This is a genomic window from Streptomyces sp. NPDC031064 (genome assembly GCF_055570965.1).
Map to the genome: position 1 here is coordinate 297,350 of NZ_JBVIGF010000003.1, position 23,931 is coordinate 321,280.

Annotated in this window: 24 protein-coding genes and 1 other RNA gene; 13 read left to right on the forward strand and 12 right to left on the reverse strand. The window is 74.0% G+C overall.

Annotated elements, in window-relative coordinates:
• The first annotated feature begins 37 nt into the window (after window positions 1-37).
• Together ACZ46W_RS12405 and ACZ46W_RS12410 are read left to right on the forward strand one after the other, a co-directional pair.
• Entirely contained in the window at window positions 38-1,114 is a 1,077-nt protein-coding gene (locus ACZ46W_RS12405; protein WP_468335514.1) for a Zn-dependent alcohol dehydrogenase, read from the forward strand.
• A 9-nt stretch (window positions 1,115-1,123) separates the two neighbouring features.
• Window positions 1,124-2,044 carry a 3-oxoacyl-ACP reductase gene (locus ACZ46W_RS12410; protein ID WP_468335516.1) on the forward strand — a complete coding sequence of 307 codons (921 nt, stop codon included), beginning with the start codon at window positions 1,124-1,126 and terminating at the stop codon, window positions 2,042-2,044.
• 70 nt (window positions 2,045-2,114) lie between these two features.
• Here the strand turns inward: ACZ46W_RS12410 and ACZ46W_RS12415 are convergent, their stop codons facing one another.
• Complete coding sequence (locus ACZ46W_RS12415) at window positions 2,115-2,267, reverse strand: hypothetical protein (RefSeq protein ID WP_366129312.1); 153 nt, start codon at window positions 2,265-2,267, stop codon at window positions 2,115-2,117.
• A 50-nt stretch (window positions 2,268-2,317) separates the two neighbouring features.
• Complete coding sequence (locus ACZ46W_RS12420) at window positions 2,318-3,496, reverse strand: hypothetical protein (protein ID WP_468335519.1); 1,179 nt, start codon at window positions 3,494-3,496, stop codon at window positions 2,318-2,320.
• 212 nt (window positions 3,497-3,708) lie between these two features.
• Between ACZ46W_RS12420 and ACZ46W_RS12425 the strand changes: the two genes are divergently transcribed.
• The 6 genes from ACZ46W_RS12425 to ACZ46W_RS12450 all read left to right on the forward strand — a co-directional run bounded on the left by ACZ46W_RS12425 (window position 3,709) and on the right by ACZ46W_RS12450 (window position 9,125).
• Entirely contained in the window at window positions 3,709-4,743 is a 1,035-nt protein-coding gene (locus ACZ46W_RS12425; RefSeq protein WP_468336966.1) for an ABC transporter substrate-binding protein, read from the forward strand.
• A gap of 370 nt (window positions 4,744-5,113) precedes the next feature.
• Entirely contained in the window at window positions 5,114-5,929 is an 816-nt protein-coding gene (locus ACZ46W_RS12430; RefSeq protein WP_366129310.1) for a Nif3-like dinuclear metal center hexameric protein, read from the forward strand.
• Entirely contained in the window at window positions 5,926-6,669 is a 744-nt protein-coding gene (locus ACZ46W_RS12435; protein WP_468336969.1) for a zinc ribbon domain-containing protein, read from the forward strand. The genes ACZ46W_RS12430 and ACZ46W_RS12435 overlap by 4 nt, the downstream gene beginning before the upstream one ends.
• A gap of 17 nt (window positions 6,670-6,686) precedes the next feature.
• Entirely contained in the window at window positions 6,687-8,099 is a 1,413-nt protein-coding gene (locus ACZ46W_RS12440; RefSeq protein ID WP_468336972.1) for a bifunctional RNase H/acid phosphatase, read from the forward strand.
• Window positions 8,096-8,947: a GNAT family N-acetyltransferase gene (locus ACZ46W_RS12445; protein WP_468335522.1), complete on the forward strand. Its 852-nt coding sequence runs from the start codon at window positions 8,096-8,098 to the stop codon at window positions 8,945-8,947. Before ACZ46W_RS12440 ends, ACZ46W_RS12445 begins: the two co-directional genes overlap by 4 nt.
• A 1-nt stretch (window position 8,948) precedes the next feature.
• Window positions 8,949-9,125: a hypothetical protein gene (locus ACZ46W_RS12450; protein WP_468335525.1), complete on the forward strand. Its 177-nt coding sequence runs from the start codon at window positions 8,949-8,951 to the stop codon at window positions 9,123-9,125.
• Window positions 9,126-9,132: 7 nt separating this feature from the next.
• On the opposite strand, the gene eda is transcribed toward ACZ46W_RS12450, so the two are convergent.
• Both eda and yaaA read right to left on the reverse strand, forming a co-directional pair.
• Window positions 9,133-9,759, reverse strand: a complete 627-nt coding sequence (gene eda / locus ACZ46W_RS12455) for a bifunctional 4-hydroxy-2-oxoglutarate aldolase/2-dehydro-3-deoxy-phosphogluconate aldolase (RefSeq protein WP_468335528.1) — start codon at window positions 9,757-9,759, stop codon at window positions 9,133-9,135.
• 57 nt (window positions 9,760-9,816) lie between these two features.
• On the reverse strand, window positions 9,817-10,581 hold the full coding sequence (yaaA, locus tag ACZ46W_RS12460) for a peroxide stress protein YaaA (RefSeq protein ID WP_468335531.1): 765 nt from the start codon (window positions 10,579-10,581) through the stop codon (window positions 9,817-9,819).
• Between the two features lie 184 nt (window positions 10,582-10,765).
• On the opposite strand from yaaA, the gene ACZ46W_RS12465 reads away from it, so the two are divergent.
• Complete coding sequence (locus ACZ46W_RS12465; protein WP_468335534.1) at window positions 10,766-12,208, forward strand: RNB domain-containing ribonuclease; 1,443 nt, start codon at window positions 10,766-10,768, stop codon at window positions 12,206-12,208.
• On the opposite strand, the gene ACZ46W_RS12470 is transcribed toward ACZ46W_RS12465, so the two are convergent.
• Window positions 12,159-12,989, reverse strand: a complete 831-nt coding sequence (locus tag ACZ46W_RS12470) for a hypothetical protein (RefSeq protein ID WP_468335537.1) — start codon at window positions 12,987-12,989, stop codon at window positions 12,159-12,161. The two genes, ACZ46W_RS12465 and ACZ46W_RS12470, sit on opposite strands and share 50 nt — an antisense overlap.
• Window positions 12,986-13,765 carry a MerR family transcriptional regulator gene (locus ACZ46W_RS12475; protein ID WP_468335540.1) on the reverse strand — a complete coding sequence of 260 codons (780 nt, stop codon included), beginning with the start codon at window positions 13,763-13,765 and terminating at the stop codon, window positions 12,986-12,988. The genes ACZ46W_RS12470 and ACZ46W_RS12475 overlap by 4 nt, the downstream gene beginning before the upstream one ends.
• Before the next feature lie 77 nt (window positions 13,766-13,842).
• On the opposite strand from ACZ46W_RS12475, the gene rnpB reads away from it, so the two are divergent.
• Window positions 13,843-14,242: RNase P RNA component class A (gene rnpB / locus ACZ46W_RS12480), an RNA gene on the forward strand.
• Window positions 14,243-14,348: 106 nt separating this feature from the next.
• Window positions 14,349-14,954: a response regulator transcription factor gene (locus ACZ46W_RS12485; protein ID WP_468335543.1), complete on the forward strand. Its 606-nt coding sequence runs from the start codon at window positions 14,349-14,351 to the stop codon at window positions 14,952-14,954.
• Here the strand turns inward: ACZ46W_RS12485 and ACZ46W_RS12490 are convergent.
• Genes ACZ46W_RS12490 through lanKC form a run of 4 tightly spaced genes read right to left on the reverse strand, consistent with a single transcriptional unit; the run spans window position 14,884 to window position 21,471 of the window.
• Window positions 14,884-16,752: an ATP-binding cassette domain-containing protein gene (locus ACZ46W_RS12490; RefSeq protein WP_468335546.1), complete on the reverse strand. Its 1,869-nt coding sequence runs from the start codon at window positions 16,750-16,752 to the stop codon at window positions 14,884-14,886. The two genes, ACZ46W_RS12485 and ACZ46W_RS12490, sit on opposite strands and share 71 nt — an antisense overlap.
• Window positions 16,749-18,497, reverse strand: coding sequence for an ABC transporter ATP-binding protein (locus ACZ46W_RS12495; protein WP_468335549.1), 1,749 nt, complete (start codon window positions 18,495-18,497; stop codon window positions 16,749-16,751). Before ACZ46W_RS12495 ends, ACZ46W_RS12490 begins: the two co-directional genes overlap by 4 nt.
• A gap of 59 nt (window positions 18,498-18,556) precedes the next feature.
• On the reverse strand, window positions 18,557-18,667 hold the full coding sequence (locus tag ACZ46W_RS12500; protein WP_468335552.1) for a hypothetical protein: 111 nt from the start codon (window positions 18,665-18,667) through the stop codon (window positions 18,557-18,559).
• 26 nt (window positions 18,668-18,693) lie between these two features.
• Window positions 18,694-21,471: a class III lanthionine synthetase LanKC gene (lanKC, locus tag ACZ46W_RS12505; protein WP_468336975.1), complete on the reverse strand. Its 2,778-nt coding sequence runs from the start codon at window positions 21,469-21,471 to the stop codon at window positions 18,694-18,696.
• A 224-nt stretch (window positions 21,472-21,695) separates the two neighbouring features.
• On the opposite strand from lanKC, the gene ACZ46W_RS12510 reads away from it, so the two are divergent.
• Window positions 21,696-22,178 carry an SRPBCC family protein gene (locus ACZ46W_RS12510; RefSeq protein ID WP_468335555.1) on the forward strand — a complete coding sequence of 161 codons (483 nt, stop codon included), beginning with the start codon at window positions 21,696-21,698 and terminating at the stop codon, window positions 22,176-22,178.
• Here ACZ46W_RS12510 and ACZ46W_RS12515 read toward each other — a convergent pair.
• A complete protein-coding gene (locus tag ACZ46W_RS12515) occupies window positions 22,175-22,552 on the reverse strand; it encodes a DUF1304 domain-containing protein (RefSeq protein ID WP_468335557.1) in 378 nt (125 codons plus the stop codon). The genes ACZ46W_RS12510 and ACZ46W_RS12515 overlap by 4 nt on opposite strands.
• Before the next feature lie 222 nt (window positions 22,553-22,774).
• Here ACZ46W_RS12515 and ACZ46W_RS12520 point away from each other — a divergent pair, with 222 nt between their 5' ends.
• Window positions 22,775-23,098 (forward strand): nuclear transport factor 2 family protein, encoded by a 324-nt coding sequence (locus ACZ46W_RS12520; RefSeq protein WP_468335560.1) that lies wholly within the window; start codon window positions 22,775-22,777, stop codon window positions 23,096-23,098.
• 23 nt (window positions 23,099-23,121) lie between these two features.
• Here ACZ46W_RS12520 and ACZ46W_RS12525 read toward each other — a convergent pair whose 3' ends face one another.
• Window positions 23,122-23,877 (reverse strand): SDR family oxidoreductase, encoded by a 756-nt coding sequence (locus ACZ46W_RS12525; protein WP_468335563.1) that lies wholly within the window; start codon window positions 23,875-23,877, stop codon window positions 23,122-23,124.
• Between the last annotated feature and the right edge of the window lie 54 nt (window positions 23,878-23,931).

A 23,931-nucleotide genomic window follows, 5' to 3' on the forward strand; every position in this document is an offset into this window, starting at 1 on the left:
CCGCGTCCTCGTAGAACCCGTGTGAAGGAGCCGCACCATGCGCGCAGCCGTACTGCACGAGACCGGACAGGACAAACTCGAAGTCCTCGACGACGTCGAGGCGGTGGGCTTCGGCCCCGGCAAGGTGCGCATCCGGGTCAGGGCGACCGGGCTGTGCCACTCGGACGTCTCCGCGATGAGCGGCGTCCTGCCGCAGCCCGCGCCCTTCGTCCCCGGCCACGAGGGCGCCGGCGAGATCCTGGCCGTCGGCGACGGGGTGACGGCCCTCAAGCCGGGCGACCGGGTGCTGCTGTGCTGGCTGCCCGCGTGCGGCGCCTGCCCGTCCTGCAAGCGCGGCCAGACCCAGCTCTGCCTCGCCGGTTTCCTCAACGCGGGCACGCCCAACTTCAAGCGCCCCGGCGGCGACGTCTTCGGCTTCGCCGGCACCGGCACCTTCGCCGAGGAGGTCGTCGTGGACGCCGGCTGCGCGGTGCCCATACCGGACGACGTCCCCTTCGACGTCGCCGCGCTGATCGGCTGCGGGGTGACGACCGGGCTCGGCGCGGCCATCAACACCGCGCGCGTGGAGGCCGGTTCCTCGGTCGCCGTCATCGGCTGCGGAGGCGTCGGCGTCTCCGCGATCCAGGGCGCCAAGCTGCGGGGCGCGGCACAGATCGTGGCCGTCGACCCGGTGGCCTCTCGCCGGGAGGCGGCGCTGCGCTTCGGCGCCACCGAGGCGGTGGCGCCGGACGAACTGCCCGACGCCAAGCAGCGGATCACCGCCGGCGAGGGCTTCGACTACGTCTTCGAGGTCGTCGGCCGCTCGACGACGGCCCGCACCGCCTACGAGGCCACCCGGCGCGGCGGCACGCTCTGCATCGTCGGCGCGGGCGCCATGGACGACTTCCTCCAGCTCAACATGTTCGAGCTGTTCTTCGACGAGAAGCGGATCCTGCCCTCGATGTACGGGGGCGGCGACGTGCTCCGCTCGTACGAGAGGGCCATCGCCCTGTGGCGGGCCGGCCGCATCGACCTCGCGGGCCTGATCACCCACCGGGTGCCGCTGGCCGGCATCAACGACGCGCTGGAGCAGATGCGGACCGGCGAGGCGCTCCGTACCTGCGTCGAGATCTGAGGAGGGTTCATGTCCACGCCTTTGCGGGATCTCTGCGCGATCGTCACCGGCGCCGGGCGGGGCCTCGGCCGCGCGGAGGCCCTCGAACTGGCCCGGCTCGGGGCGGCCGTCGTCGTCAACGACTACGGGGAGGGTTCGGCGGACGCCGCCGACGAGGTGGTCACCGAGATCCGGGCGGCGGGCGGGCGTGCGGTGGCCCACATCGGGGACGTCGCCGACCACGCGACGGCCGGCGCCCTGGTGGACCTCGCCGTGACGACGTACGGGCAACTGGACGTCCTGGTCAACAACGCGGGCATCCTGCGTGACCGGATGGTCTTCTCGATGAGCGAGGCCGAGTGGGACGCGGTGATCCGCGTCCACCTCAAGGGCCACTTCAACACCACGCACTTCGCGTCCGTCCACTGGCGGGAGCGCGCCAAGGCGGCCGGGGCCCCGGTCCACGGCCGGATCGTCAACACCTCCTCCGAGGCGTACCTCGCCGGCTCGGCGGGCCAGCCCAACTACGCGGCCGCCAAGGGCGGCATCGTCGGGCTGACCACCTCCACGGCGCTCGCGCTCGCCAAGTACGGCGTCACGTGCAACGCCATCTGCCCCCGCGCCCGCACCCGGATGACCCGGGACGTCTTCGCCGGCTTCAAGGAACCCACCGGCGGCCAGGAGCTCGACCCGCTGTCCCCCGACCACGTCGCGCCCCTCGTCGGCTACCTCGCCTCACCCGCCGCCGCCGGCGTCAACGGCCAACTGCTCGTCGTCCACGGCGGGATGGTGGCCGTCATGGCAGCACCCAGGGTGGCGGCGAAGTTCGACACGGCCAAGGAAGCGTTCTCGTACGAGGAACTGGACGCCCTGCTCTCGCCCCACTACGCCGCCCGTCCGCCCGGCGAGACGTTCGCCGCCGCCGAGGTCCTGTCCCTGGCGAAGGACTGAAGCCGCGTACGGCGAAGGGGCCGCCCCGGGGGATCTCCCCGGAGCGGCCCCTCGTCAGGCTGTCGTGCCGTCAGGCCGCGCTGTTGTGCGGGTCCTTGCGGTGACGGCCGTGCGGCTGCGTCGACACGTCCTCGGTCGACGCCGCGCCCCCTCGGTGCTTTCCGGAGCCGCCGGCGTCCCCCTGCGGTCGCCCGTGGGTCGTGTCGGTGCTGGCTTCAGACATGTGGGAAGTTCACCCCGTAGTGATCGCTGACGATGTTGCGGCCCGAGAGTCTATCCACGGGCTGTGCGGCCGGTGAGCGGTGCCTGCTGCAACGGCACCGGCTTGCACACACCAGGAGTCACCGCGCGCCCGGACGGTTCCCCGCCGGCGCCTTCCGATTGTGCCGATTGTGTGGCCGGATGCGGTAGGCCCTCCTCCGGCACCGCCATGGCCGTCGCCGCCTCCACCCGCGCCAGGCCGCACGGCACCGCCCGCGTCGCGTACGGCAGCCGCAGCACCCCGTCCGGGGTCCACAGCCCCGCCCCCGCCAGCCAGCCCTCCGGCGCCGCCAGTTGGTGCAGGCGCCGCCCCGCCGGGCGCCACACCCCCACCCAGCTCCCCGCCGCCGCGTCGATCCGCAGCGCCACGGCGCACGTCTCCGGCGTCAGCATCTGCCCCGGCTGTATCGCGAACGGCGTCACCGCCGCGTCGGGCAGCCGCAGGCACTCCGGGAAACGCACCGGCAGCGTGCTGCCCAACACCCCCCAGCCCAGCCGGTGGTGGCCCGGTGACGGCGCGTCGGACCGGATCAGCAGCAGCCCGCTGTCCGGGTCCGCCAGCAGCACCCGGTCGTCGCTGCCGTCCGTGATCTGGAGCAGCGGGGTCACCTCGCCGCCCCGCTCCAGATCGACCGCGACCGCCTTCACCGGCCCGCCGCCGGCCGGCCGCCGGTCCAGCGCCAGCATCCGGCCCGTACGGTCCAGCCACGCCCCGCCCGTGCAGCGCCCCGCGACCTCCGCGACGTGCTCGGGCCCACCGCCCGTACCGCCCGTCACCCGCCAGACGCCCGTCGAGTGCTCCCGGGCCGTCAGCGCGTACACCCCCACCCCGTCCGGCGACGGCGGGAGCAGCCGCAGGGACGCCGACTCCACCGCGCCCAGCAGCAGTTCACCGGTCCGCGGCCCCGTCGGGTACAGCAGCCAGAAGACGTACCGCCCGCCCGTCCGGCGCCCGATCAGCACCCGCCCGTCCACCAGCGGAAGGAGCTGCGCGTGCCGCTCCTCGGGCTGCGCGGCCGGAAGCGGCACCGCGTACGGTTCCGGCCCGTCGAGCGTCCACCGCTCCGGGAAGAGCGCCTCGCCGTCACCCGCCAGCCGCGCCGCGTAGGCGCCGTTCGCCGCGATCGTGAAACCCGCACGCGACACCGCGCCGTCGTCCTCCGCGGTGGTCTCGATGGCACAGGCTGTCATCGACTCGTCACCTCCGGCGACCGAAGCTAGTTTTCGCACTTCCAGCCGAACAACGAGAGCTTCCGCGCTTCACCTATAAGGGTGGCGATGTCCTGGTTCGCCTGAGAAAGGGGGTGCGGTTGTGCTGCCGGGGCTTGCCGTGCTTAGGGTTAGGGCCACCTAAGTAAGCCCCGCGTGATGTTTCGCGGTGATCCCCAGGAGCACACATGTCCGTGTCCGTACGCCGCCGCGGTACCGCGGCCGTCATAGCCCTCGCCGCCGCGCTCTCCCTCGCGGCCTGCGGAGGTGGTGACGGCGGCTCCGCCGACAAGGCGAAGAGCGACGACGGCGGCAAGAAGTCCGTCGCTCAGGGCGGCAAGGACTTCGGCGACGCCGCGGCGAAGACCGCCGCGATGGGCACGGACGCCAAGGCCGGTCAGTTCCCGCGCACCATCACGCACGCCATGGGCAAGACCGAACTGAAGGCCGCGCCCAAGCGGGTCGTCGTGCTCGACGTCGGCGAGCTCGACAACGTCGTCTCGCTCGGCATCAAGCCCGTCGGCTACGCGCCGAGCGAGGGCGACGACGGCATCCCGTCGTACCTCGCCAAGGACGCGGGCAGCCCCAAGAGCGTCGGCACCATCAACAACCTCAACCTCGAGGCGATCCTCAACCTGGAGCCCGACCTCATCATCGGCAGCCAACTGCGCGCCGCCGACAAGTACAAGGAGCTGTCCCAGATCGCTCCGACGGTCTTCTCCATCCGCCCCGGCTTCACCTGGAAGGAGAACTACCTCCTCAACGCCGCGGCCCTGGACAAGACCGCCGAGGCGAAGGCGAAGCTCGCCGCGTACGAGACGAAGGCGAAGAAGCTCGGCACGGACATCGGCCCGAACAAGCCGACCGTCTCCATGGTCCGCTACCTCCCGGACCGCATCCGCCTGTACGCCAAGGCCTCCTTCATCGGCACCATCCTCGAGGACGTCGGCCTGCCGCGCCCGAAGAACCAGCAGATCAACGACCTCGCCACGGAGGTCGGCCCGGAGAAGATCGACGCCGCGGATGCGGACTGGATCTTCACGGGCGTGTACGGCGACCCGAAGAAGACCAAGCGGGACACCACCCAGGCCAACCCGCTCTGGAAGAACCTCAAGGCCGTCAAGTCCGGCCAGGCCAAGGACGTCCCGGACGAGACCTGGTACCTGGGCCTCGGCGTCACCGCCGCGAACGAGGTCCTCGACGACCTCCGCGCGGACCTCGTCAAGTAACCGGCCGGGCGGGGCCGTCCCGCCCACCCACCGGCCCGCACCCGGCATCCGGCCGGGCGGGGCCGTGCCCGCCACCCACCGGCCCGCACCCGGCATCCGGCCGGGCGGGGCCGTGCAGGGTCGCCCCCGCAGAGGTTGGCGGCGAGGGGTGGGCTCCCAAGCCCGCCACCCAAGGCCGCCGGCCTCGAGGAGGTGAGCCCGGAGGGGCCCCGCCCCCACCCACCGGCCGTGGCACCGCCCACCGAGCCGCACCGCACCCGGGGTCACCGGGAACAGGCACCACCTCCGCCGGGGCCCGGGCTGCTCACCGGGCCGGTCAGGGCGGCGGCGTCGGTGCAGGCTGGGAACGCGGGCAGGTAGCCTTTCCTCCGTGCCCCGTCTGTCTGAAGTCATCGCCGAGCTCGACGCCCTCTGGCCGCCCGAGCGGGCCGAACAGTGGGACGCCGTCGGCACCGTCTGCGGCGACCCCGACGCCGAGGTCACGCGCGTACTGTTCGCCGTCGACCCCGTACAGGAGATCGCCGACGAGGCCATCGCGCTCGGCGCCGACCTGATCGTCACCCACCACCCGCTCTACCTGCGCGGCACGACGACGGTCGCGGCCGGGCACTTCAAGGGCCGCGTCGTCCACACGCTGATCAAGAACGACATCGCGCTGCACGTCGCGCACACCAACGCCGACACCGCCGACCCCGGCGTCTCCGACGCCCTCGCCGGCGCGCTCGACCTGCGCGTCACCGGGCCCCTCGTACCCGAGAACGGCCTCGGCCGGATCTGTGAGGTCGACCCGCCCGAGACGCTGCGCGAGTTCGCCGCCCGCGCCGCCAAGCGGCTGCCCGCCACCGCGCAGGGCATCCGCGTCGCGGGCGACCCCGACGCCACCGTCCGTACCGTCGCCGTCAGCGGCGGCTCCGGCGACAGTCTCTTCGACGCCGTACGCGCGGCGGGCGTGGACGCGTTCCTCACCGCCGACCTGCGCCACCACCCGGCCTCCGAGGCCACCCAACACTCACCGCTGGGGCTGGTCGACGCCGCCCACTGGGCCACCGAGTGGCCCTGGTGCGAGCTGGCCGCCGCCCAGCTCGACGAGATTTCCGACCGCCACGGCTGGGACTTGCGCGTCCACGTCTCGAGGACGGTCACCGACCCGTGGTCCCACCACTCTTCTTCTGGAGCCCCCAACTGAACGCCGCGCCCGCCGACCAGATCCGACTCCTCGACGTCCAGTCCCTCGACGTACGCCTGTCGCAGCTCGCCCACAAGCGCAAGTCGCTGCCCGAGCACGCCGAGATCGAGTCGCTGAACAAGGACCTCACCCAGCTCCGCGACCTGCTCGTCGCCGCGCAGACCGAGGAGAGCGACTGCGCCCGCGAGCAGACCAAGGCGGAGCAGGACGTCGACCAGGTGCGCCAGCGCGCCGTCCGCGACCAGCAGCGGCTGGACTCCGGGGCGATCACGTCCCCCAAGGACCTGGAGAACCTCCAGAAGGAGATCGTCTCGCTGGCCAAGCGCCAGGGTGACCTGGAGGACGTCGTCCTGGAGGTCATGGAGCGCCGCGAGTCCGCGCAGGAGCGGGTCGCCGAGCTGACCGAGCGGGTCTCCTCCGTCCAGGCCAAGGTCGACGATGCCGTGGCCCGCCGCGACGCCGCGACGCAGGAGCTGGACAGCGAGGCCGCGTCCGTCGCCAAGGAGCGCGAGCTGGTGGCCGGTTCCGTCCCCGCCGACCTGATGAAGCTGTACGAGAAGATCCGCGAGCAGCAGGGCGGGGTCGGCGCGGCACGCCTCTACCAGCGCCGTTGCGAGGGCTGCCACATCGAGCTGAACATCACCGAGATCAACGACGTACGGGCGGCGGCGCCCGACACGGTCGTGCGGTGCGAGAACTGCCGCCGCATCCTGGTGCGCACGGCGGAGTCGGGCCTGTAATGACTGCGGTGCGGGCCGTGCGGGAACTGATCGTCGAGGCCGACGGCGGCTCCCGGGGGAACCCGGGCCCGGCGGGGTACGGGGCGGTGGTCCTGGACCCGGTGTCCGGTGAGCCGCTGGTGGAGGCGGCCGAGTACATCGGCGTCGCCACGAACAACGTCGCCGAGTACAAGGGCCTGGTGGCCGGGCTGAAGGCCGCCCGCGAGCTGGCGCCGGACGCGACGATCAGGGTCCGGATGGACTCCAAGCTGGTCGTGGAGCAGATGTCGGGGCGCTGGAAGATCAAGCACCCGGACATGAAGCCGCTGGCGGCGGAGGCGGCCCGGATCTTCCCGCCTTCGCAGGTGACGTACGAGTGGATCCCGCGCGAGCTGAACAAGCACGCGGACCGGCTCGCCAACGAGGCGATGGACGCGGGCCGGCGCGGCAAGCAGTGGCAGCCGTCCACCTCGACGGCGGCGCTGGACACGGGCGCCCGCCCGGGCTCCGGCACCCTCGACGCGGGTGCGGCCCGCGTGGTCGGCGACGCGGCGGCGGGCGCCGCGAAGGCACGCGCGGCGCTCGCGGGAGCGACGCCCCCCGAGCCCGCACCCGGCACCGCGTCCGCGCCCGCGCCCGAGCCCCTCAGCGGCGAGTCGGCGGCCGGGCAGGATCCGCTCGCCGTAGCACCGGACACCGCGTCCCCGTCCGCATCCACCTCGGCGCCCGCGCCCGCGCCCGCATCATCCGTATCCGCCGCCGCAGCCGCGAGCCGTACGGCGACCGCCGCAGGCACCCCGCCCGTCGGCTGGGCGGCCACGGCGGACCTGGGGGCACCGGCCACGTTCGTGCTGCTGCGGCACGGCGAGACCGCGCTCACCCCGGAGAAGCGTTTCTCGGGGAGCGGCGGCAGTGACCCCGACCTGTCCCCGGTCGGCCGGCGGCAGGCCGACGCGGTCGCGGCCGTGCTCGCGGCGCGCGGCACGATCCAGGAGATCGTCTCGTCGCCGCTGGCCCGGTGCCGTCAGACCGCCGCGACGATCGCGGCCCGCCTCGGCCTGGACGTCCGGATCGAGGACGGGCTGCGGGAGACGGACTTCGGCGCGTGGGAGGGCCTGACGTTCGCGGAGGTACGGGAGCGGTACCCGGACGACCTGAACGCCTGGCTCGCCTCCCCGAAGGCCGCCCCCACGGGCGGTGAGTCCTTCGCGGCCGTCGCGCGTCGCGTCGCGGCGACCCGCGACCAACTGACCGCCCGTCACGCGGGCCGCACGGTCCTGCTGGTCACGCACGTCACACCCATCAAGACGCTGGTCCGCCTGGCGCTGGGCGCCCCGCCGGAGTCCCTGTTCCGCATGGAGCTGTCGGCGGCCTCGCTGTCGGCGGTGGCGTACTACAAGGACGGCAACGCCTCGGTGCGCCTCCTGAACGACACGTCCCACCTGCGGTGAGCGCCGGCGGCTGGCGCGTCACCCACGATGTGGAGGAGTTCCGGCGCGAGGCGGAGCCGTACCTCGTGACCGACCCGGCCGGCAACACCGTGCCGCTCACCGTCGCGGAGACGGTGCGGCGCCATGGCCCCCGGGCCCTCGGGACCGAGGACGCCCGGTTCGGTTACTGGCGTCGTGCCGCCGGCGGGCCCGTCGAGGCGGTGTTCGTCCAGACCCCGCCGAGGGCTCCACTGCTGGGACCCATGCCGGAGGCGGCTGCCCGGCAGCTCGTCGAGGCCCTGCGCGGGACGCGCGTCGAGGGCGTGAAGGGCGGCGACGGGCCAGCGCGGGCCTTCGCGGCGGCATGGACGGTGCCGGGGGAGCCCTGGTCGGTCACCCGGCGCAGCCGGCTGTTCCGGCTCGGCGAGCTCGTACCGCCCCGGCCCGCGCCGCCGGGCGCCGCACGGCGGGCCACCGCCGCCGACGTACCGCTCGCCGCCACCTGGATGAGCGCCTTCGCCGCCGAGATCGGCGTGGGTCCGACCACCGACCACACGGCGAACGCCGAGCGGCGGGTCGCGTACGGCGGACTGTACGTCTGGGAGACCGGCGGCCGGCCCGTCTCCATGGCCGCCCACTCGCCGCTCGTCGCCGGGCAGTCCCGCGTCGCGCCCGTCTACACGCCACCCGAGCTGCGCGGTCGCGGTTACGCCGGGGCCGTCACCGCCACCGTCAGCCGCGCCGCCCTGGACGCGGGCGCCCGGCAGGTGCTGCTGTTCGCCGACGTGGCCAACCCGACCAGCACGGCGCTCTACCAGCGCCTCGGCTACCGTCCGGTCGCCGACCACGTCGACGTGGCGTTCGCCTGACGTGGACACCGACGACTCCGCGTACGAGGCCGGGACGGCCGCAGAGGCGGCGCGCGGCCGCTCCTGCGCCCTGCTGGCCCTCGCCCTGCCGGTCGTCGCCCTCGCCGTCGCGTTCATCGTGGCCGCCATCGCGAGCATCGCCGCCTTCGCGTGGCTGACCGAGGCCCTCACGCCCTGAGCCGCCGTCACACCCGCAGCGCCGACGCCTCCCGCGCCAGTGATTCCACCCGTGCCCAGTCCCGCGCCGCGAGGGCGTCGTCCGGCAGCATCCAGGTGCCGCCGACGCAGCGCACATTGGGCAGGGCCAGGTAGGACGGCGCCGACGCGGGGGAGATGCCGCCCGTCGGGCAGAAGCGGGCCTGCGGCAGTGGGCCGGCCAGCGACTTCAGGTACGCGGTGCCGCCCGCCGCCTCCGCCGGGAAGAACTTCATCTCGCTCACCCCGCGCTCCAGCAGCGCCACGACCTCCGAGGCCGTCGAGACGCCCGGCAGGAACGGCACGCCCGACGCCTCCATCGCGTCCAGTAGCCCGGCGGTCCAGCCCGGGCTGACGAGGAACCGTGCCCCCGCGCCCACCGCGTCGGCCACGCCCCGCGCCGAGACGACCGTGCCCGCGCCGACCACGGCGTCCGGCACCTCGGCGGCGATCGCCCGGACGGCGTCGAGCGCGGCCGGTGTCCGCAGCGTCACCTCGATCGCCGGCAGCCCGCCCGCGACCAGCGCACGGGCCAGCGGCACGGCGTCGGCGACGTCCTCGATGACGACGACCGGCACGACGGGGGCATGGTCCAGCACGGACGGGGCGGCAGACATGCGCCCCATCCTGCCGGGCGGCACCACAGCCCGCAACGGCCGTTGCAGGATGTGCAATCAGTGGATCTCGTCCACCAGCACGTCCAGCTTTCCCGCCGCCGGGGTCTCCACCACGTACCCCAGGTCCCCCAGCGCCTCCATCAGTTCGGCCGGGGACCCCGGTACCGCGCCCGCCTCCAGCAGGCTCCGCACGATCCGGCCCTTCGTCGCCTTGTTGAAGTGGCTGACCACCTTCCGCGTCGGCGCGTGCAGCACCCGCACCGTCACCGTCCGCGCAGCGACCTCGCCCTTCGGCTTCCACGCCGTCGCGTACGCCGCCGACCGCAGGTCCAGCACCAGCCCGTCCCCGGCCGCCTCCGGAAGCACGGCCGCCATCGGCGTACGCCAGTACGCCCCGAGCGCCCCCAGCCCCGGCAGTTTCACGCCCATCGAGCAGCGGTACGACGGGATCCGGTCGTCCACCCGTACCGCGCCCCACAGCCCCGAGAAGACCAGCAGCGACTTCCGCGCCCGCTCCCGCGCCGCCGCGTCCAGCGTGGCCAGCCCCAGCGCGTCGTACAGCACGCCCGTGTAGATCTCCCCGGCCGGCCGGGCACCCGCCGTCCGCAGCCCGGCGTTCTTCGCCACCTCGCCGCGCAGCCCCTCGCTCAGCCCGAGAACCTCCCGCGCCTTGTCCTCGTCGGCGGCGCACAGCTCCACCAGCTCCTCCAGCACGGCCGCCCGCGCTGCCGCGAGCCCCGGCAGCGACAGGGACTCCGGCTCCAGCGGCGCGCCGCTCCCCGATGCGGCCTTTCCTTCCGAGGGCGGCAACAGCACGAGCACGGTGGTTCTCCTTCAGTACGTACGAAACGGGGGTGCGGCCCCGCGCCAGCGTACAAAGCTCCACGAGGTCCAAAGCGCCACCTCGTGCAACCCCAGCAGCACCGGACCCCCAAAGCACCGCAGCACCCCAAGCGCCCGCGTCGCACAACGTGCCGCCCCGCCCGCCGCGCCATAGGCTCGACCCATGCCCCGCCGCCAGATGCGAGTGACCGGCGCGGCCGAGGCGCCCCTGCGGGCGGCCCTGCGCGCGCTGCGTACCCAGCTCGACGTCCCCGACGCCTTCCCGGCGGCCGTTCTCGCCGAGGCGGAGGCGGCCGCCAAGTCCCCGAGCCTCCCGGGGCGGGACGCCACCGACATCCCCTTCTTCACCATCGACCCGCCCGGCTCCACCGACCTCGACCAGGCCATGCACCTCGCGCGCCGCGCCGACGGCGGCTACCGCGTCCACTACGCCATCGCCGACGTCGCCGCCTTCGTCACCCCCGGCGGCGCGGTCGACGCCGAGGCCCGCCGCCGCGTCCAGACGCTCTACTTCCCCGACGGCCGCATCCCCCTCCACCCCGCCGTCATCTCCGAGGGCGCCGCCAGCCTCCTCCCGGGCCAGACCGTCCCCGCCCTCCTGTGGCGCATCGACCTCGACGCGGACGGCCGCCGCGTCGCCACCGACGTCCACCGCGCCCTCGTCCGCAGCCGCGCCCGGCTCGACTACGCGGGCGTCCAGCGGCAGCTCGACGCGGGCACCGCCGAGGAGCCGCTCGCCCTCCTCCGCGCGATCGGCACGCTGCGCGAGCGACTGGAGATCGAGCGCGGCGGGATCTCCCTCAACGTCCCCGAGCAGGAGATCGTCGAACGCGACGACGCCTACTTCCTGGAGTACCGCGCGCCACGCCCCGCCGACGCCTGGAACGCCCAGATCTCCCTGCTGACCGGCATGGCCGCCGCCGACCTGATGACCGCCGCCGGCACCGGCGTCCTCCGCACCCTCCCCACCGCCCCCTCCGGAGCCGTCGCCCGGCTCCGGCACTCCGCGAAGGCCCTCGGCATCGACTGGCCGCACCACGTCTCGTACGCCGCCCTCGTCCGCTCCCTCGACCCGCGCGACACCCGCCACGCCGCCTTCCTCCAGGACTGCACCACCCTCCTGCGCGGCGCCGGCTACACCGTGTTCACCGACGGCAAGGCGCCGGTACCCGGCGTCCACGCCGCCGTCGCCGACGAGTACACGCACTGCACCGCCCCGCTGCGCCGCCTCGTCGACCGGTACGCCGGCGAGTTGTGCGTGGCCGCCGTGGCGGGTGAGGAGGCACCGGAGTGGGTGCGCGCCGCCCTGCCCGGCCTCCCGCAGCGGATGGCGGAGGGCTCACGCCGCGCGGGCACCGTCGAGCGCGAGTGCGTCGACATCGTGGAGGCCGCCCTGCTCAGGGACCGGGTGGGCGAGGTGTTCGACGCGTACGTCATCGACGTCCACGACCGCGACCCGGCGGTCGGAACCGTCCACCTGGAGGACCCGGCGGTCGTGGCCCGCGTCGAGGGCGGCACGCACCCGCTGCCACTGGGGGAGCGGCTGCGCGTACGGCTCACCCAGGCGGACCCGGGACGGGCGAAGGCGCTGTTCGCCCCGGCGTGAGCGCCCGCCCGAGCGCGTCCGCCAGGGCCCGCGCGTCATCGGCGTGGCAGCGCACCAGGCGTACGGGATACCGCTCGCCCAGCAACCGCACGGCCGTGACCGGCTCGGCGAGCTCGATGGTGACGGACGTCTGCGAGGCGACCGTCACATTGAGCACCCCCTCCTCCTTCTCGTGCGAGAACAGCAGCTCGTGCCGTACGGCGGCGATCCGCTCCAGCGGTATCGACACATCGACATGTCCGCCCTGCCGCACCCGCAGCACACCCCCGCCCAGCATGTGCGGCCGGGTCACGGACGCGGCGTGCAGCCCCACCACGAACAGCACGGTGTACACGTCCAGCACCAGGACCACGGCGTGGACGACCGGGAGGGATGCCAGCAGGTACGACATGCCGACCGTCTCCACCAGGCACACGAAGGCGAAGCCGTACATGTACGCGGCCTGGTCCCGCGCGTGCCCGAACGCCCGCAGCCCCGGCCCCGTCCCGTGCGGCGGCCGCCGCGCCACCCACCGCACCAGGCTCACCATCAGCCGCAGCTCATGCCCGATCAACCGCACCACCGGCCGCGGCGCCAGCTCGTACACCGCCTCCCGCCGGGACAGCCCGCGCCGCCGGAGCCGCACGAACACCCAGGCTTCCGCGCCCAGCAGCGCCAGGACCGCCACCTCCGCCGCCATGAGCACCGCGTGGGGTATCCGTACCCCCGCCACCAGGCAGACCGCCAGCACCACCTCGGCGGGCAGCACCGCGTACGCGACGCCCCGCAGGACCCGCCTCACCGCGCACGCTCCCCGGCGATCCGCAGCGCCCGCCGGACCGCCTCGGCCTGCGCGGCCGAGAAGTCGGCGAAGAACGCCCCGGGGAACGCCCCGTTCTCCAGGTCGCCCACGTCGTCCGGCACCACCTCGTCCGGCACCAGCGCCGCCAGCGCCCGCGCGGCCTCCTCCACCCGTACGTCGTCGGGCGCCGCGTCCGCGAGCGCGTCGAGCCGCGCGTACACCTCGTACGCCCGCTCCATCGCGCCCGGCTCCTCCGTCATCCGCCGCATCGCCCCCAGCAGCCGGGCCCCCTCCTCCTCCGGCATCACCGTGTCCAGCAGGGCGAGCATCTCCCGGTCCCGCGCGGCCATCGCCGGCTCGGGCCCCGGCAGCTCCGCCGACGCCCTCGCCATGTCCCCGAACAGCTCCGCCAGCCCCGCCGACACCGGCCCCTCGGCGGGCAGCCGACCCGCCCTGGCCTGCTCCAGCAGCACCCCCAGCCGCTCCCGCCGCGACCCGATCTCCTCCTGCTGCCGCGCCAGATCGGCGTCCAGCTCCTGGAGCACCTCGACCAGCTCCCTGCCGGCGTCGTCCGCCAGCACGTCCCGCACCTCGTCCAGGCCGAGCCCCAGCTCGGTCAGCCGCCTGATCCGCGCGAGCAGCACGGCGTCGCGCAGCGTGTAGTCCCGGTAGCCGTTGGCCAGCCGCCGGGGCTCGGGCAGCAGCCCGAGGTGGTGGTAGTGGCGTACCGCCCGCGATGTGATGCCGACGAGGCCGGCGATCTCTCCGATCCGCATGACCTCAGTAGAAACGTTGACGTTGCGACAGGGTCAAGCGCGCGCCGGCCGACCGGTACCATGGTCGACACGGCAGACGAGCCGGGCGGACGGCCGCGTGGAGACCCTTCGGGGCTCCCCGAGGAACGTCCGGGCTCCACAGGGCAGGGTGGTGGCTAACGGCCACCCGGGGTGACCCGCGGGACAGTGCCACAGAAAGCAGACCGCCGGGGACCTCGGTCCTCGGTAAGGGTGAAACGGTGGTGTAAGAGACCACCAGCGCCTGGGGTGACTCAGGCGGCTAGGTAAACCCCACCCGGAGCAAGGTCAAGAGGAAACACCCCGGTGTTTCTGCGCGGACGTTCGAGGGCTGCCCGCCCGAGTCCGCGGGTAGACCGCACGAGGCCGGTGGCAACACCGGTCCTAGATGGATGGCCGTCACCCCGACGACCGCGAGGTCCCGGGGCACAGAACCCGGCGTACAGCCCGACTCGTCTGCCTCACTCCACTTCGGCCCCCTTGAGCTGCTACGACTGAAATTCCCGGTATGGGCGGGGATAATGACGTTCGGGGACAGGTCTCACCGGGGCCGCAGGGAGAGACATTGATCCGCGTTCTTCTCGTGGGGAAGACCCGCCTGGTGCGGGGGGCGCTGGCCGCTCTGCTCGCCCGGGAGGAGGACATCGACGTCGTCGCCGAGGCCGAGGGGAACGGGGAGCTCGTCGCGAGGGCGATGCTGTGCCGGCCCGATGTGGCCGTGATCGACGTGGACTGCGAGGAAGGCGAGGAGATCGCCGCGAAGGGCGAGCTGACGGCCCGGCTGCCGGACTGCCGGATGCTGCTGATGATGGCCTCGCCCACCCCCGACCGCCTCCGCCGCATGCTCGACGTGCACGCCGCAGGGGTCATCAGCATGAACGCCCCCGCCGACCGTCTGGTCCATGGCGTGCGCAAGCTGGTCAGGGGCCAGCGGTTCATCGACCCCGAGTTCGCGCTGGCCGCGCTGGAGGCGGGCGACAATCCGCTGACCCCTCGGGAGAGGGAGGTCCTGCGCCTGACCGCGGACGGGATGCCCACGACGGAGATCGCCGAAAGGCTGTCGCTGTCCGTGGCCACGGTACGCAACCACCTGGCGGCGATCACGAAGAAAGCCGGGGCGCGGAACCGGATCGACGCGATCCGGATAGCGCGGGGGTCGGGCTGGGTGTGACCGGGGACGGGGCCGTTCCGTCCCAGTGGCCGACGAGGTCGCGGTAGAGCGCGGAGCCGGCCATCAGCTCCTCGTGGGTGCCGACGCGGACCCGCGTACCGTCCATGACCAGGACCCGGCCGGCCCGCAGCGCCGAACTGATGCGGTGGGCCACGACGACCAGGGTGCCGGGGACACGGGCGAATGCCTCCTCGGCGACCGCCTCGGCGGCCGGGTCGAGGTGGCAGGTGGCCTCGTCCAGCAGCGTCAGGCGCGGGGCGGGGAGTAGGGCCCGCGCCAGGGCGACGAGCTGGCGCTCGCCGGCCGACAGCTTCTTGGGGTCCAGCGGCACGTCGTAGCCGCCCAGGCGCTCCACGAGCGGTGCCGCGCCGACCGCCCGGACTGCCGCCTCCACCTCCGCCGGCGCGGCGCCGGGCGCCAGGTACGTGAGGTTCTCCCGGAGCGTGCCGGCGAAGACGTACGCCTCCTGGGGGATCAGCACCCGGTGCCGGGCCAGGTCGTCGCCGTCCAGGGCGGCCACCGGTACGCCGCCCAGGCGCACCAGACCGGCCTGCGGTGCGAGGACCCCGGCGGTCAGCGCGGCGAGGGTCGACTTCCCCGCGCCGCTCGGGCCCACCACGGCGAGGTGTTCGCCGGGGGACAGGACGAGGTCGAGGTCCTGGACCACCGGAGCGGCGGACCGGGCGTAGCCGAAGGTGACGCCCCGGAGCTCGACGCGCGAGTCGCGCGGGCGGGGGTGCGGGGACGAGTGCGGCGACGAGCGCGGGGACGGCCCGGGCGGCGTCTCGGCGGCCGGGGGAGTGTCCGCGAGGGTGCCCGCCTCGGGGGCGCCGGCGGCTGCGGACGGCTCGGGCGCCACCTCCGCGATCCGGCCCGTGGCGACCAGCAGCCACAGCCCGCTGCTGCCGAGCTCCTCGATGAAGTTCTGAAGCGCCGGGTTCAGGCTCTGCGACACATAGGTGAGCGCTCCCAGGACCGCGCCCGCCGTCACGCCGTTGCGCACCAGCCAGGGCGCGCCGGCCAGGATGAGGACGAGCGGCACCCGGCCGCCGATCCCCAGGGCGGCCGTGCGCAGCGCGGTGAGCCGAGCCAGGGCCCGGGTGGCCCGGGCGGCGGCGTCCACCTCGGCGCCGGTCCGGGCGCGGACGCGCTCCTCGGCACCGCACGCGACCACGTCCCGCAGCCCGCCGGTCACCGTGCTCGCGGTCTCGGAGATGCCCTCGTTGGCCAGGATGACCGCCCGCTGCCTGGCCGCCAGCGCCCGCAGGGCCGCGAGGAACAGCCCGAGCCCGATGAGCAGCGGCGGCAGGACCAGGACGAGGAAGGCGGGGTCCAGCGTGGCCAGCCCGAGCGTCACGGTCACCACCGTGACGGCGAAGCCCTGGACGAACATGACGACCGCGCCGTACGCCTCCCGGGCGATCTCCACGTGCTCGGTCAGGCGCGCCACGCCGGCGGTGTCGGCGGGCCGCCCCAGCTCGGTGGAGCGGTGCAGCGTGCCGGTGGTCACGAGGGTGACCATCTCGTCCCGGAACGGCTCGACCAGCGCGGCCAGTCCCAGGACGGCGTGCCGGGTCGCCCACGCCCCGATGACGAAGACGACCGCCAGCACGCCCAGCCAGGTGAAGCCGACGGCGGGCCGGCCGGCGAGGAAGCCCTGGTCGACGGCGCGGGCGACGGCCAGCCCGGACAGGAAGGCCGGCACCGCCTGCACCAGGGACCAGCCCGTGAGCCGCAGGTGCTCCCGGCTCCGCCGGCGCAGTGCGGAGCGGAGGATCGCGCCGGGCCGCCCGTTCACCGCTTGCCTCCGGCCACCACGACGTCCTCCGGCAGCTCCCGTGCGGGAGGGGGGTCCGGCTGGAACGCGGCGCGGTAGCCGGGGTCCGTCCACAGGTCCCGGTGCCGCCCCCGCGCGCGGACGCCACCGTCGGCGAGCCAGACGACGAGGTCCGCCCGGGCGGCGGTGGAGGCGCGGTGCGTGACGATGAGCCGGGTGCGGTCGGCCAGGGCGCCGGTGAGCACCTGGCTGATGTGGTGTTCCGTCACGGTGTCGAGGCTGGCGGCGACGTCGTCGAGCACGAGCACCCGCTCGGCCTGCGTGAACGCCCGTGCGAGCCCCACGCGTTGCACCTCCCCGCCCGACATCGGGGCGTCGGCCAGCCGGGTGCCGTAGCCGTCGGGCATGTGACGGATGAACGCGTCCGCCCGTGCCGCCGTGGCATGGGCCACCAGTTCGTCCCTGGACGGGGTGCGCGGCCCGAAGCCGATCGCGTCGGCGAAGGTCTCCCCGAGCAGCGCGGGCCGCTCGAACCCGTACCCCACCGCCCGCCGCAGCTCCTCCCGGTCCACCCGGCGCAGCGGCACGCCGTCCAGCAGCACCTCGCCCTCGTCGGGGTCGACGAGCCGGCCGGCCAGCGCCGCCAGCAGTGACTTTCCGGCCCCGGAGCGCCCCACGACGGCGACCAGGGCGCCTCCGGGCACGGTCAGGTCGAGGCCACGGAGGACGGTGTCGTCCCCCGCGCGCACGGTGACGCCCCGGAACTCCAGCCGCCCGCCGCCGTCCAGGGGCCCGGGGAGGCGCTCGGAGCCGTACTCCACGGGCGGTTCGGCGAGCACCTCGGAGAGCCGCCCGGCCGCCGAACGCGCCTGCACGAGCTGGTTCAGGGTGCCCACCACCGAGCTCATGCCGGTGGCCATGACCACGTACTGACTGGCCGCCAGCACGTCCCCGGGCGTGATGCGGCCGTACGACAGTTCCAGGCCCGCCACGGCGAGCACGGCGACCATCAGCAGGGGGACGACGAGCGCTTCGCGGGCCGACATCCGGGCCATGGACCGCCACATCCCCACGCCGTGCCGGTGCAGCTCCGGCAGGGGGGCGAGCACGCGGCGCGCCTCGCGGTCCACCGTCCGCGCCGCGGCGATCGTCCGGCTCCCGGTCAGGGCGTCGGTGAGCCGTGCCGCGATCGTGCCCTGGGTGGCGAGGTAGCGGTCGGTGAGGTCGGAGATGTCGCGGATGAAGGCACGGATCAAGGGCGCCAGGACGGGCAGTCCGATGAGGAAGGTCAGGCACAGCCAGGGGTCGATGAGCGCCAGGGCGACGACGGCGCCGACCGGTGGCACGAGGTTCATGAAGACCCAGATGAGGCCGGCCGCCACCTGCCCGGTCTCGGAGGCGTTGCCCACGAGGCGGGTGACCAGGTCGCCCCCCTCGAACCGGCGGGTGGCGCGGGTGCCCAGCGCGAGGATGTGCTTCAGCAGCGTGTGGCGCAGCCACGCGGTGGCGCGGGCCTCGGCCACGTCGCTCACGAAGTCGTCCAGTGCTTCGCAGACCACCAGGACGAAGATCAACCCGGCGGTGAGGGCCAGCCACCGTGCCGCGTCCTGGCCGCCGAGCACGGCGTCGAGGGTCCGCCCCATGACGGCGGGCAGCACGACACCGGCACCGCTGATCAGCAGTGCCGTGACCACCATGACGCCCACCCAGGGGCCACCACGCCGGAACGCCGCCAGCAGCAGGCGATTCGCAGCGCGTCGGTTCACGGGGGCCTCCTGCCCGATGGGTGCGGCGGGGACGCTCCGAGACGCCCCCGCCTCTGTGGTCACAGCGTGACCTTGACCCTCAGTTTCTTGCCGAGCTTGATCCTCACCCGGAGGCAGATACCCGACGAGTTCGAGCCGGAGCCGCCGTGGCCGAGTTCTGAGTCCGGCATGTCCAGACCCTGCAGATCGAGGAGCGTCATTCGATGTCACCTCCCTTCTTCGCGAGGACGGATGGTTGGGCTGTGCGTGCCGTTCCGCCGGTCGGCGGAAGGAACGGCAGGTGTACGGGGGAGTCGTGGAACGCGGCGCCCAGGGCCAGCAGCACGCCGGCGCTGCCGGTGGCCAGGTCCATCGACAGCCGCAGGAGCTGCTCGCCGGGGAAGACCAGGTGGCCCTGGTGGGTGAGGGCCTGCCGCGAGAGGTGGCGCACATGGCCGGCGACCTCGGGGTCCCTCTCGGCGGCCGTGCCCGGCGGATGGGCGCGGCTGAGGTGGACGATCATCCCGGCCGTGCCGCGGAAGAGCCCCGACTCGGCGGAGAACTGCGCCGATGCCGCCCTGCGGATCTCGGCGACCGCCGTCACGAACCGGTCCTCCCGGCGGTGGACGAGGTAGTGGTCCAGGACGAGGCCGATGCCCGCGCTGCCCTCGGCCAGGTACGGCACGGTCCGCCAGCCCTCGTCGACGTGCATCCCCCCGTTCTTGCGGACGACGCAGCGGCGCAGGTCCTGGTCCAGCGCGGTGGCGGCCTGCTCCAGGAAGGCCGGGTCGCCGGTGTCCTCGTACAGCCGGACGAACAGCAGGGCGGGCCCGGAGGAGCCGCGCATCAGTCCGGCGTACGGGTGTTTGCCACCGCTGGTCTCCGGTACGCCGTCGGCCGGGCCGAGCCGGCCGGCCACGATCCCGGCGACGCTCACGGCGGCGTCGTGGAACGCGGGGTCGCCGGTGACGGCGGCGAAGTGCCGGAGGTTCAGGCCGATGCCGGCCAGGCCGCCGTGCAGGTCGAGGCCCAGCTCCCGCCACTGGTCGTCGCCCATGCACAGGTCGATGACCTTCAGGGCCTCGTCGCGGTGACCGAGGTGGTCGAGTACGTACGCGACGCCGTGCAGGCCGTCGTAGAAGCCGAGGCGGGTTCCCGGCTCGGGGCCGAGGGCCTGCCGTACGAGCCACTCCTCGTACTCCGGGTGGCGCCCGGCGCCGGTCATGTCCAGCGCGTACAGCACTCCGGCGGCGCCGTACGCGACGCCCAGGCCGCCGCCCGGCGCCCTGAACTGCTCGATGTCGCCCGGGAAGAGCCGGTCGTCGCGGTCCGGGGTGGCGGCGGCCAGGACGGCGGCGGCCATGGATTCCCGGGCGCGCGGCCAACTGCCGCGGTCCGCCTCCAGGCGCGGCACGCCGTCGGCGCCCGGGCCCGTGACACCGCCGATCCCGCTGCCGTCCCCGTCCCCGTCCCCGTCCACATCCCCGTCCCGTGCCTCGGTGATGACCCGCACCGCCTCCTCCAGGAAGGCGGGGGGTACCGGGAACGTCCGGCGGGCCTCTCGCGCCAGTTGCCCGGCCTTGGCCTCGTCCAGGGCGATCAGTGGGGTCAGCGGCATGAACATGTGCAGGCGCAGGCAGGCCAGCGCGTAGCGGTCGAGGCCGAAGCCGGTCACGCCTTCCGGCGCCATGAACCCGGGCGCGGCGAGGGACTGCGGGCGCTGCTCCGCCGCGTCCGCCGCGCTCTCGAAGTCGATCAGCACCACCCGGCCGTCGGGCCGGACCAGGATGTTGGACGGGTGGACGTCACCGAGGACCAGGCCCCGGTCGTGCACCGCGGCGACCGCCCGCTCCACCCGGTCCACCAGGTCGACCGCCCACGAGGTGTAGGCGACGGCCGCCGTGTCGTCGCCGTCCGACGGGGCCAGCGGGTACCGCTCGCGGAAGACGTCGGTGAGCGGCTGCCCGTCGATGAACTCCTCGACCAGGAAGTGGTGGTCGCCCAGGACGAAGTGGTCGCGCAGCGCGGGTACGCCGTCGAGGCCGCGCAGCCGTTCCAGGGCCTCCCGCTCGCGGTGCAGCCTGCCGACCGCGTCCGCGCCGTCCAGCGTGAGCCCCGCGTACGGCCGGGCCTCCTTGAGGACGACCCGTTCTCCGGTGCGGGTGTCCTGTCCGGCGTACAGGCCGCCGCCGTTGGAGAAGTGCAGGGCCTTCTCGATCCGGTACGGCAGGTCGGCGACGGTCGTCCTGGCCCGCTCGGCGAGGTGGGGTTCCAGGAACGCGGGCAGCGTCACCCAGTCGGGCACCTGGAACACCGGCGCCCGCAGGTCCGGCACGAGCCGGCCCGAGGCGTCCTCGATCGCCAGCACGGTGTCGCCCGTCGTCGGCGAGACGCAGTACCGCTGGGCGAAGCCCCCGTACCTGACGTACAGCGGTCCGGACGCCCAGCGCAGGTCGCTGAGGATGTACGGGCCCGGCCGGCCGTGCAGGACGCCGTCCAGGCCGTTGAGCACCCGCTCCAGGGCGGCCTCGTCCACCGGGTAGATCGTCACGAACTTGCCGCTCGCGCCCCGCCACGCGTACTTGATGTTGGCGTTGAACAGCGCGTCCATGCCGTGGAGGAACTTGAAGGCGATCCGCCGGGGGACGCAGTAGTCCCACACCGCGTCGAGGATCTCCTGCGCGTTGTCGAGGCACGCCGAAACGTGGATCTTCCAGCCCTGCGCGGGCAGATCGGCGCCGTCGGGGTGGTAGACCACCCAGTTGTCGAGCTCGGACCGCGTCCACGTGTCGGGCACCGGGCACCGGGCCTGCCGGAAGTCGCCGTCCCCGCCGTCCGTGCCCTCCGCGCTGTCCGTGCCCTCCGCGCTGTGGTCCGGGCCGTCCGCGCCGTCGCTCTCGCCGGCAGCGAACGGATCCTCACCGTCCGTCGGCCGGACACGGAAGGGCGTGTCGTAGAAGAGTGGGTCTGTGAGGCAGTACGCCTCGTAACGCATATCCACGGGAGTCTCCACTCATGGGCTCGGGCTCGGTGCCCGCTTCCGCCCGGGATCACTAGCGAGGATTGCAGAGCCGACCGCCGCGAGAACACCACTGTTTCTCACGCGTGCGGTGGGCGAAGTCACTCGTGGGGTGGGAGAAACGCCCAGTCCACGGCCCGTGCGGCCGCGGTTCGCGCGTCACCGGGCGGGTACGGGGCCGGTTCGGTGACAATCCGGACATGGACCACACACCACAGGTCACCGCCGTCACGGTCGAACGGCGCATCGCCGCCCCGCGCGACCGCGTCTGGGAGGCGCTCACCGACCTGCACGGCATGCCCGGCACGCTGAGCGGGGTCACGCGGGTGGAGGTGCTCACCGAGGGCCCCTTCCAGGCGGGCACGCGCTGGCGGGAGACGCGCCGGATGTTCGGCAAGGAGGCCACCGAGGAGCTGTACGTGACGGCCTGTCAGGCGCCGTCCCGCTATGTGGTGGAGGCCGAGTCGCGCGGCACGCACTACGTCTCCGAGTTCACGGTCCGCGAGACCGCGCCGGGGGAGACGCTGGTGCGCACCTCGTTCTCGGCCCGCCCGCCCGGTGGCCTCGGCGGCCTGCTCGCCCGGCTCCTCGGCGGCCTCGGCCGCCGGGCCGTCGCCAAGGCGGTCGAGCGCGACCTGGCGGACGTGGCGCGGGCGGTCGAGCGGCGCCCGGGCGCGGCCTAGCCGACGAGGTCGGCGAGGAGGACGACGAGGGGCGGCACCGCCTGCCCCAGGGAGCCGCGCCACAGCCCGGGGTCGGAGACGAAGAGCATGATCCCGCCACCGATCATGAAGGCGGAGACGTAGACGATCAGGGAGCGGCCGGTGGCCTGGTGCCCGAGCCGCAGCGCGACGAACCCGGCGATCAGCCCGAGCGCCAGGAACAGGTTGTAGAAGCCGACGTTGAACCGCCACAGCCGGACCTCGGGCGCGTCCGCGGTGCTGCCGGTGAGGAAGACGCGCACCCACGGGCGACCGTAGAGGAAGCTCTCCAGCGGCCAGACGAAGACGTGGACCGCCGCGGCGATCAGCGCGAAGACCTGGCTGACGGCATTCATGCGGCGATGGTCCGCCCCGGGCACGGCTCCGGCCGGCCAGGACACGGCCTGGTCACCCGTCCGGGTAGCGGGCGGGCCGCCCGAGGCGGGCGGGGCGGCGGGCCTCTCCGGACGCCCGGAGGGAAGGGCGGACGCGCCACGGGTGGCGCAAGGTCCACGGGGAGCGGGGTACGGGGGTGTACGGGTGAGGCACCACGTACCCGCTCACACACAAGGAGATCCATGACCATCCCCGCCGAGCAGCTCACCGACCCCGCCGTGCGCGCCTTCGTCGCGGCGGTCAACGCCCAGGACCAGCAGGCGTTCTACGACGCGCTCACGCCCGGCGCCACCATGTCCGACGACGGCTCCGACCGGGACCTCCGGGAGTGGGCCGAGCGGGAGATCTTCACCTCCAACGGACGCATGGACGTCGAGTCCGAGGAGGCCGGCGGCCGCGCCCTCGTCGCCCGCTACCGCAACGACACCTGGGGCGAGATGCGGACGGCCTGGCGGTTCCTGGTCGAGGGCGGGAAGGTGAGCCGTTTCGAGACGGGCCAGGCGTAACGCCCCGGTGATGCCCGGCGGGGTCAGCCGCGGCCGATGTAGGGCATCGTCGTGGCCATCACCGTCGCGAACTGGACGTTGGCCTCCAGCGGCAGGGCCGCCATGTGGGCCACCGTGCGGGCCACGTCCGCCGCGTCCATGACCGGCTCGACCGCCAGTTCGCCGTTCGCCTGGAGGATGCCGGTCTCCATGCGCCGGGTCATGTCCGTCGCCGCGTTGCCGATGTCGATCTGGCCGCACGCGATGCGGTAGGGGCGGCCGTCCAGGGACAGCGACTTCGTCAGGCCGGTCATGGCGTGCTTGGTCGCGGTGTACGCGATCGAGTGCGGCCGGGGGACGTGCGCCGAGATCGAGCCGTTGTTGATGATCCGGCCGCCCTGCGGCGACTGCTCCTTCATCTGGCGGTACGCCGCCTGCGCGCACAGGAACGCGCCCGTCAGGTTGACGTCGACGACCGCACGCCACGTCTCGTGGTCCAGGTCCTCGACCGGCGTGCCGCCCCCGGCGAAGGTGCCCGCGTTGTTGAAGAGCAGGTCCACGCGGCCGAACCGGTCCCGGACGGCCGCGAACAGGGCCGTCACCGCGTCGGGCGACGTCACGTCGGTCGGGACGCACAGGGCGTCGTCCGCGCCGGCGAGCGACGCCGTCTCCCGAAGGGGCTCCGCCCGGCGGCCCGCCAGTGCCAGGTCCCAGCCGTCCTCGGCCAGCGCCAGCGCTACGCTCCGGCCGATGCCCGAGCCGGCCCCCGTCACCACCGCGATCCTCCGTACAGCGCTCATGGGCCGCAGCGTACGGGAGAGTCCGGCACGCGGAACTCATGTGGCCGACATGTG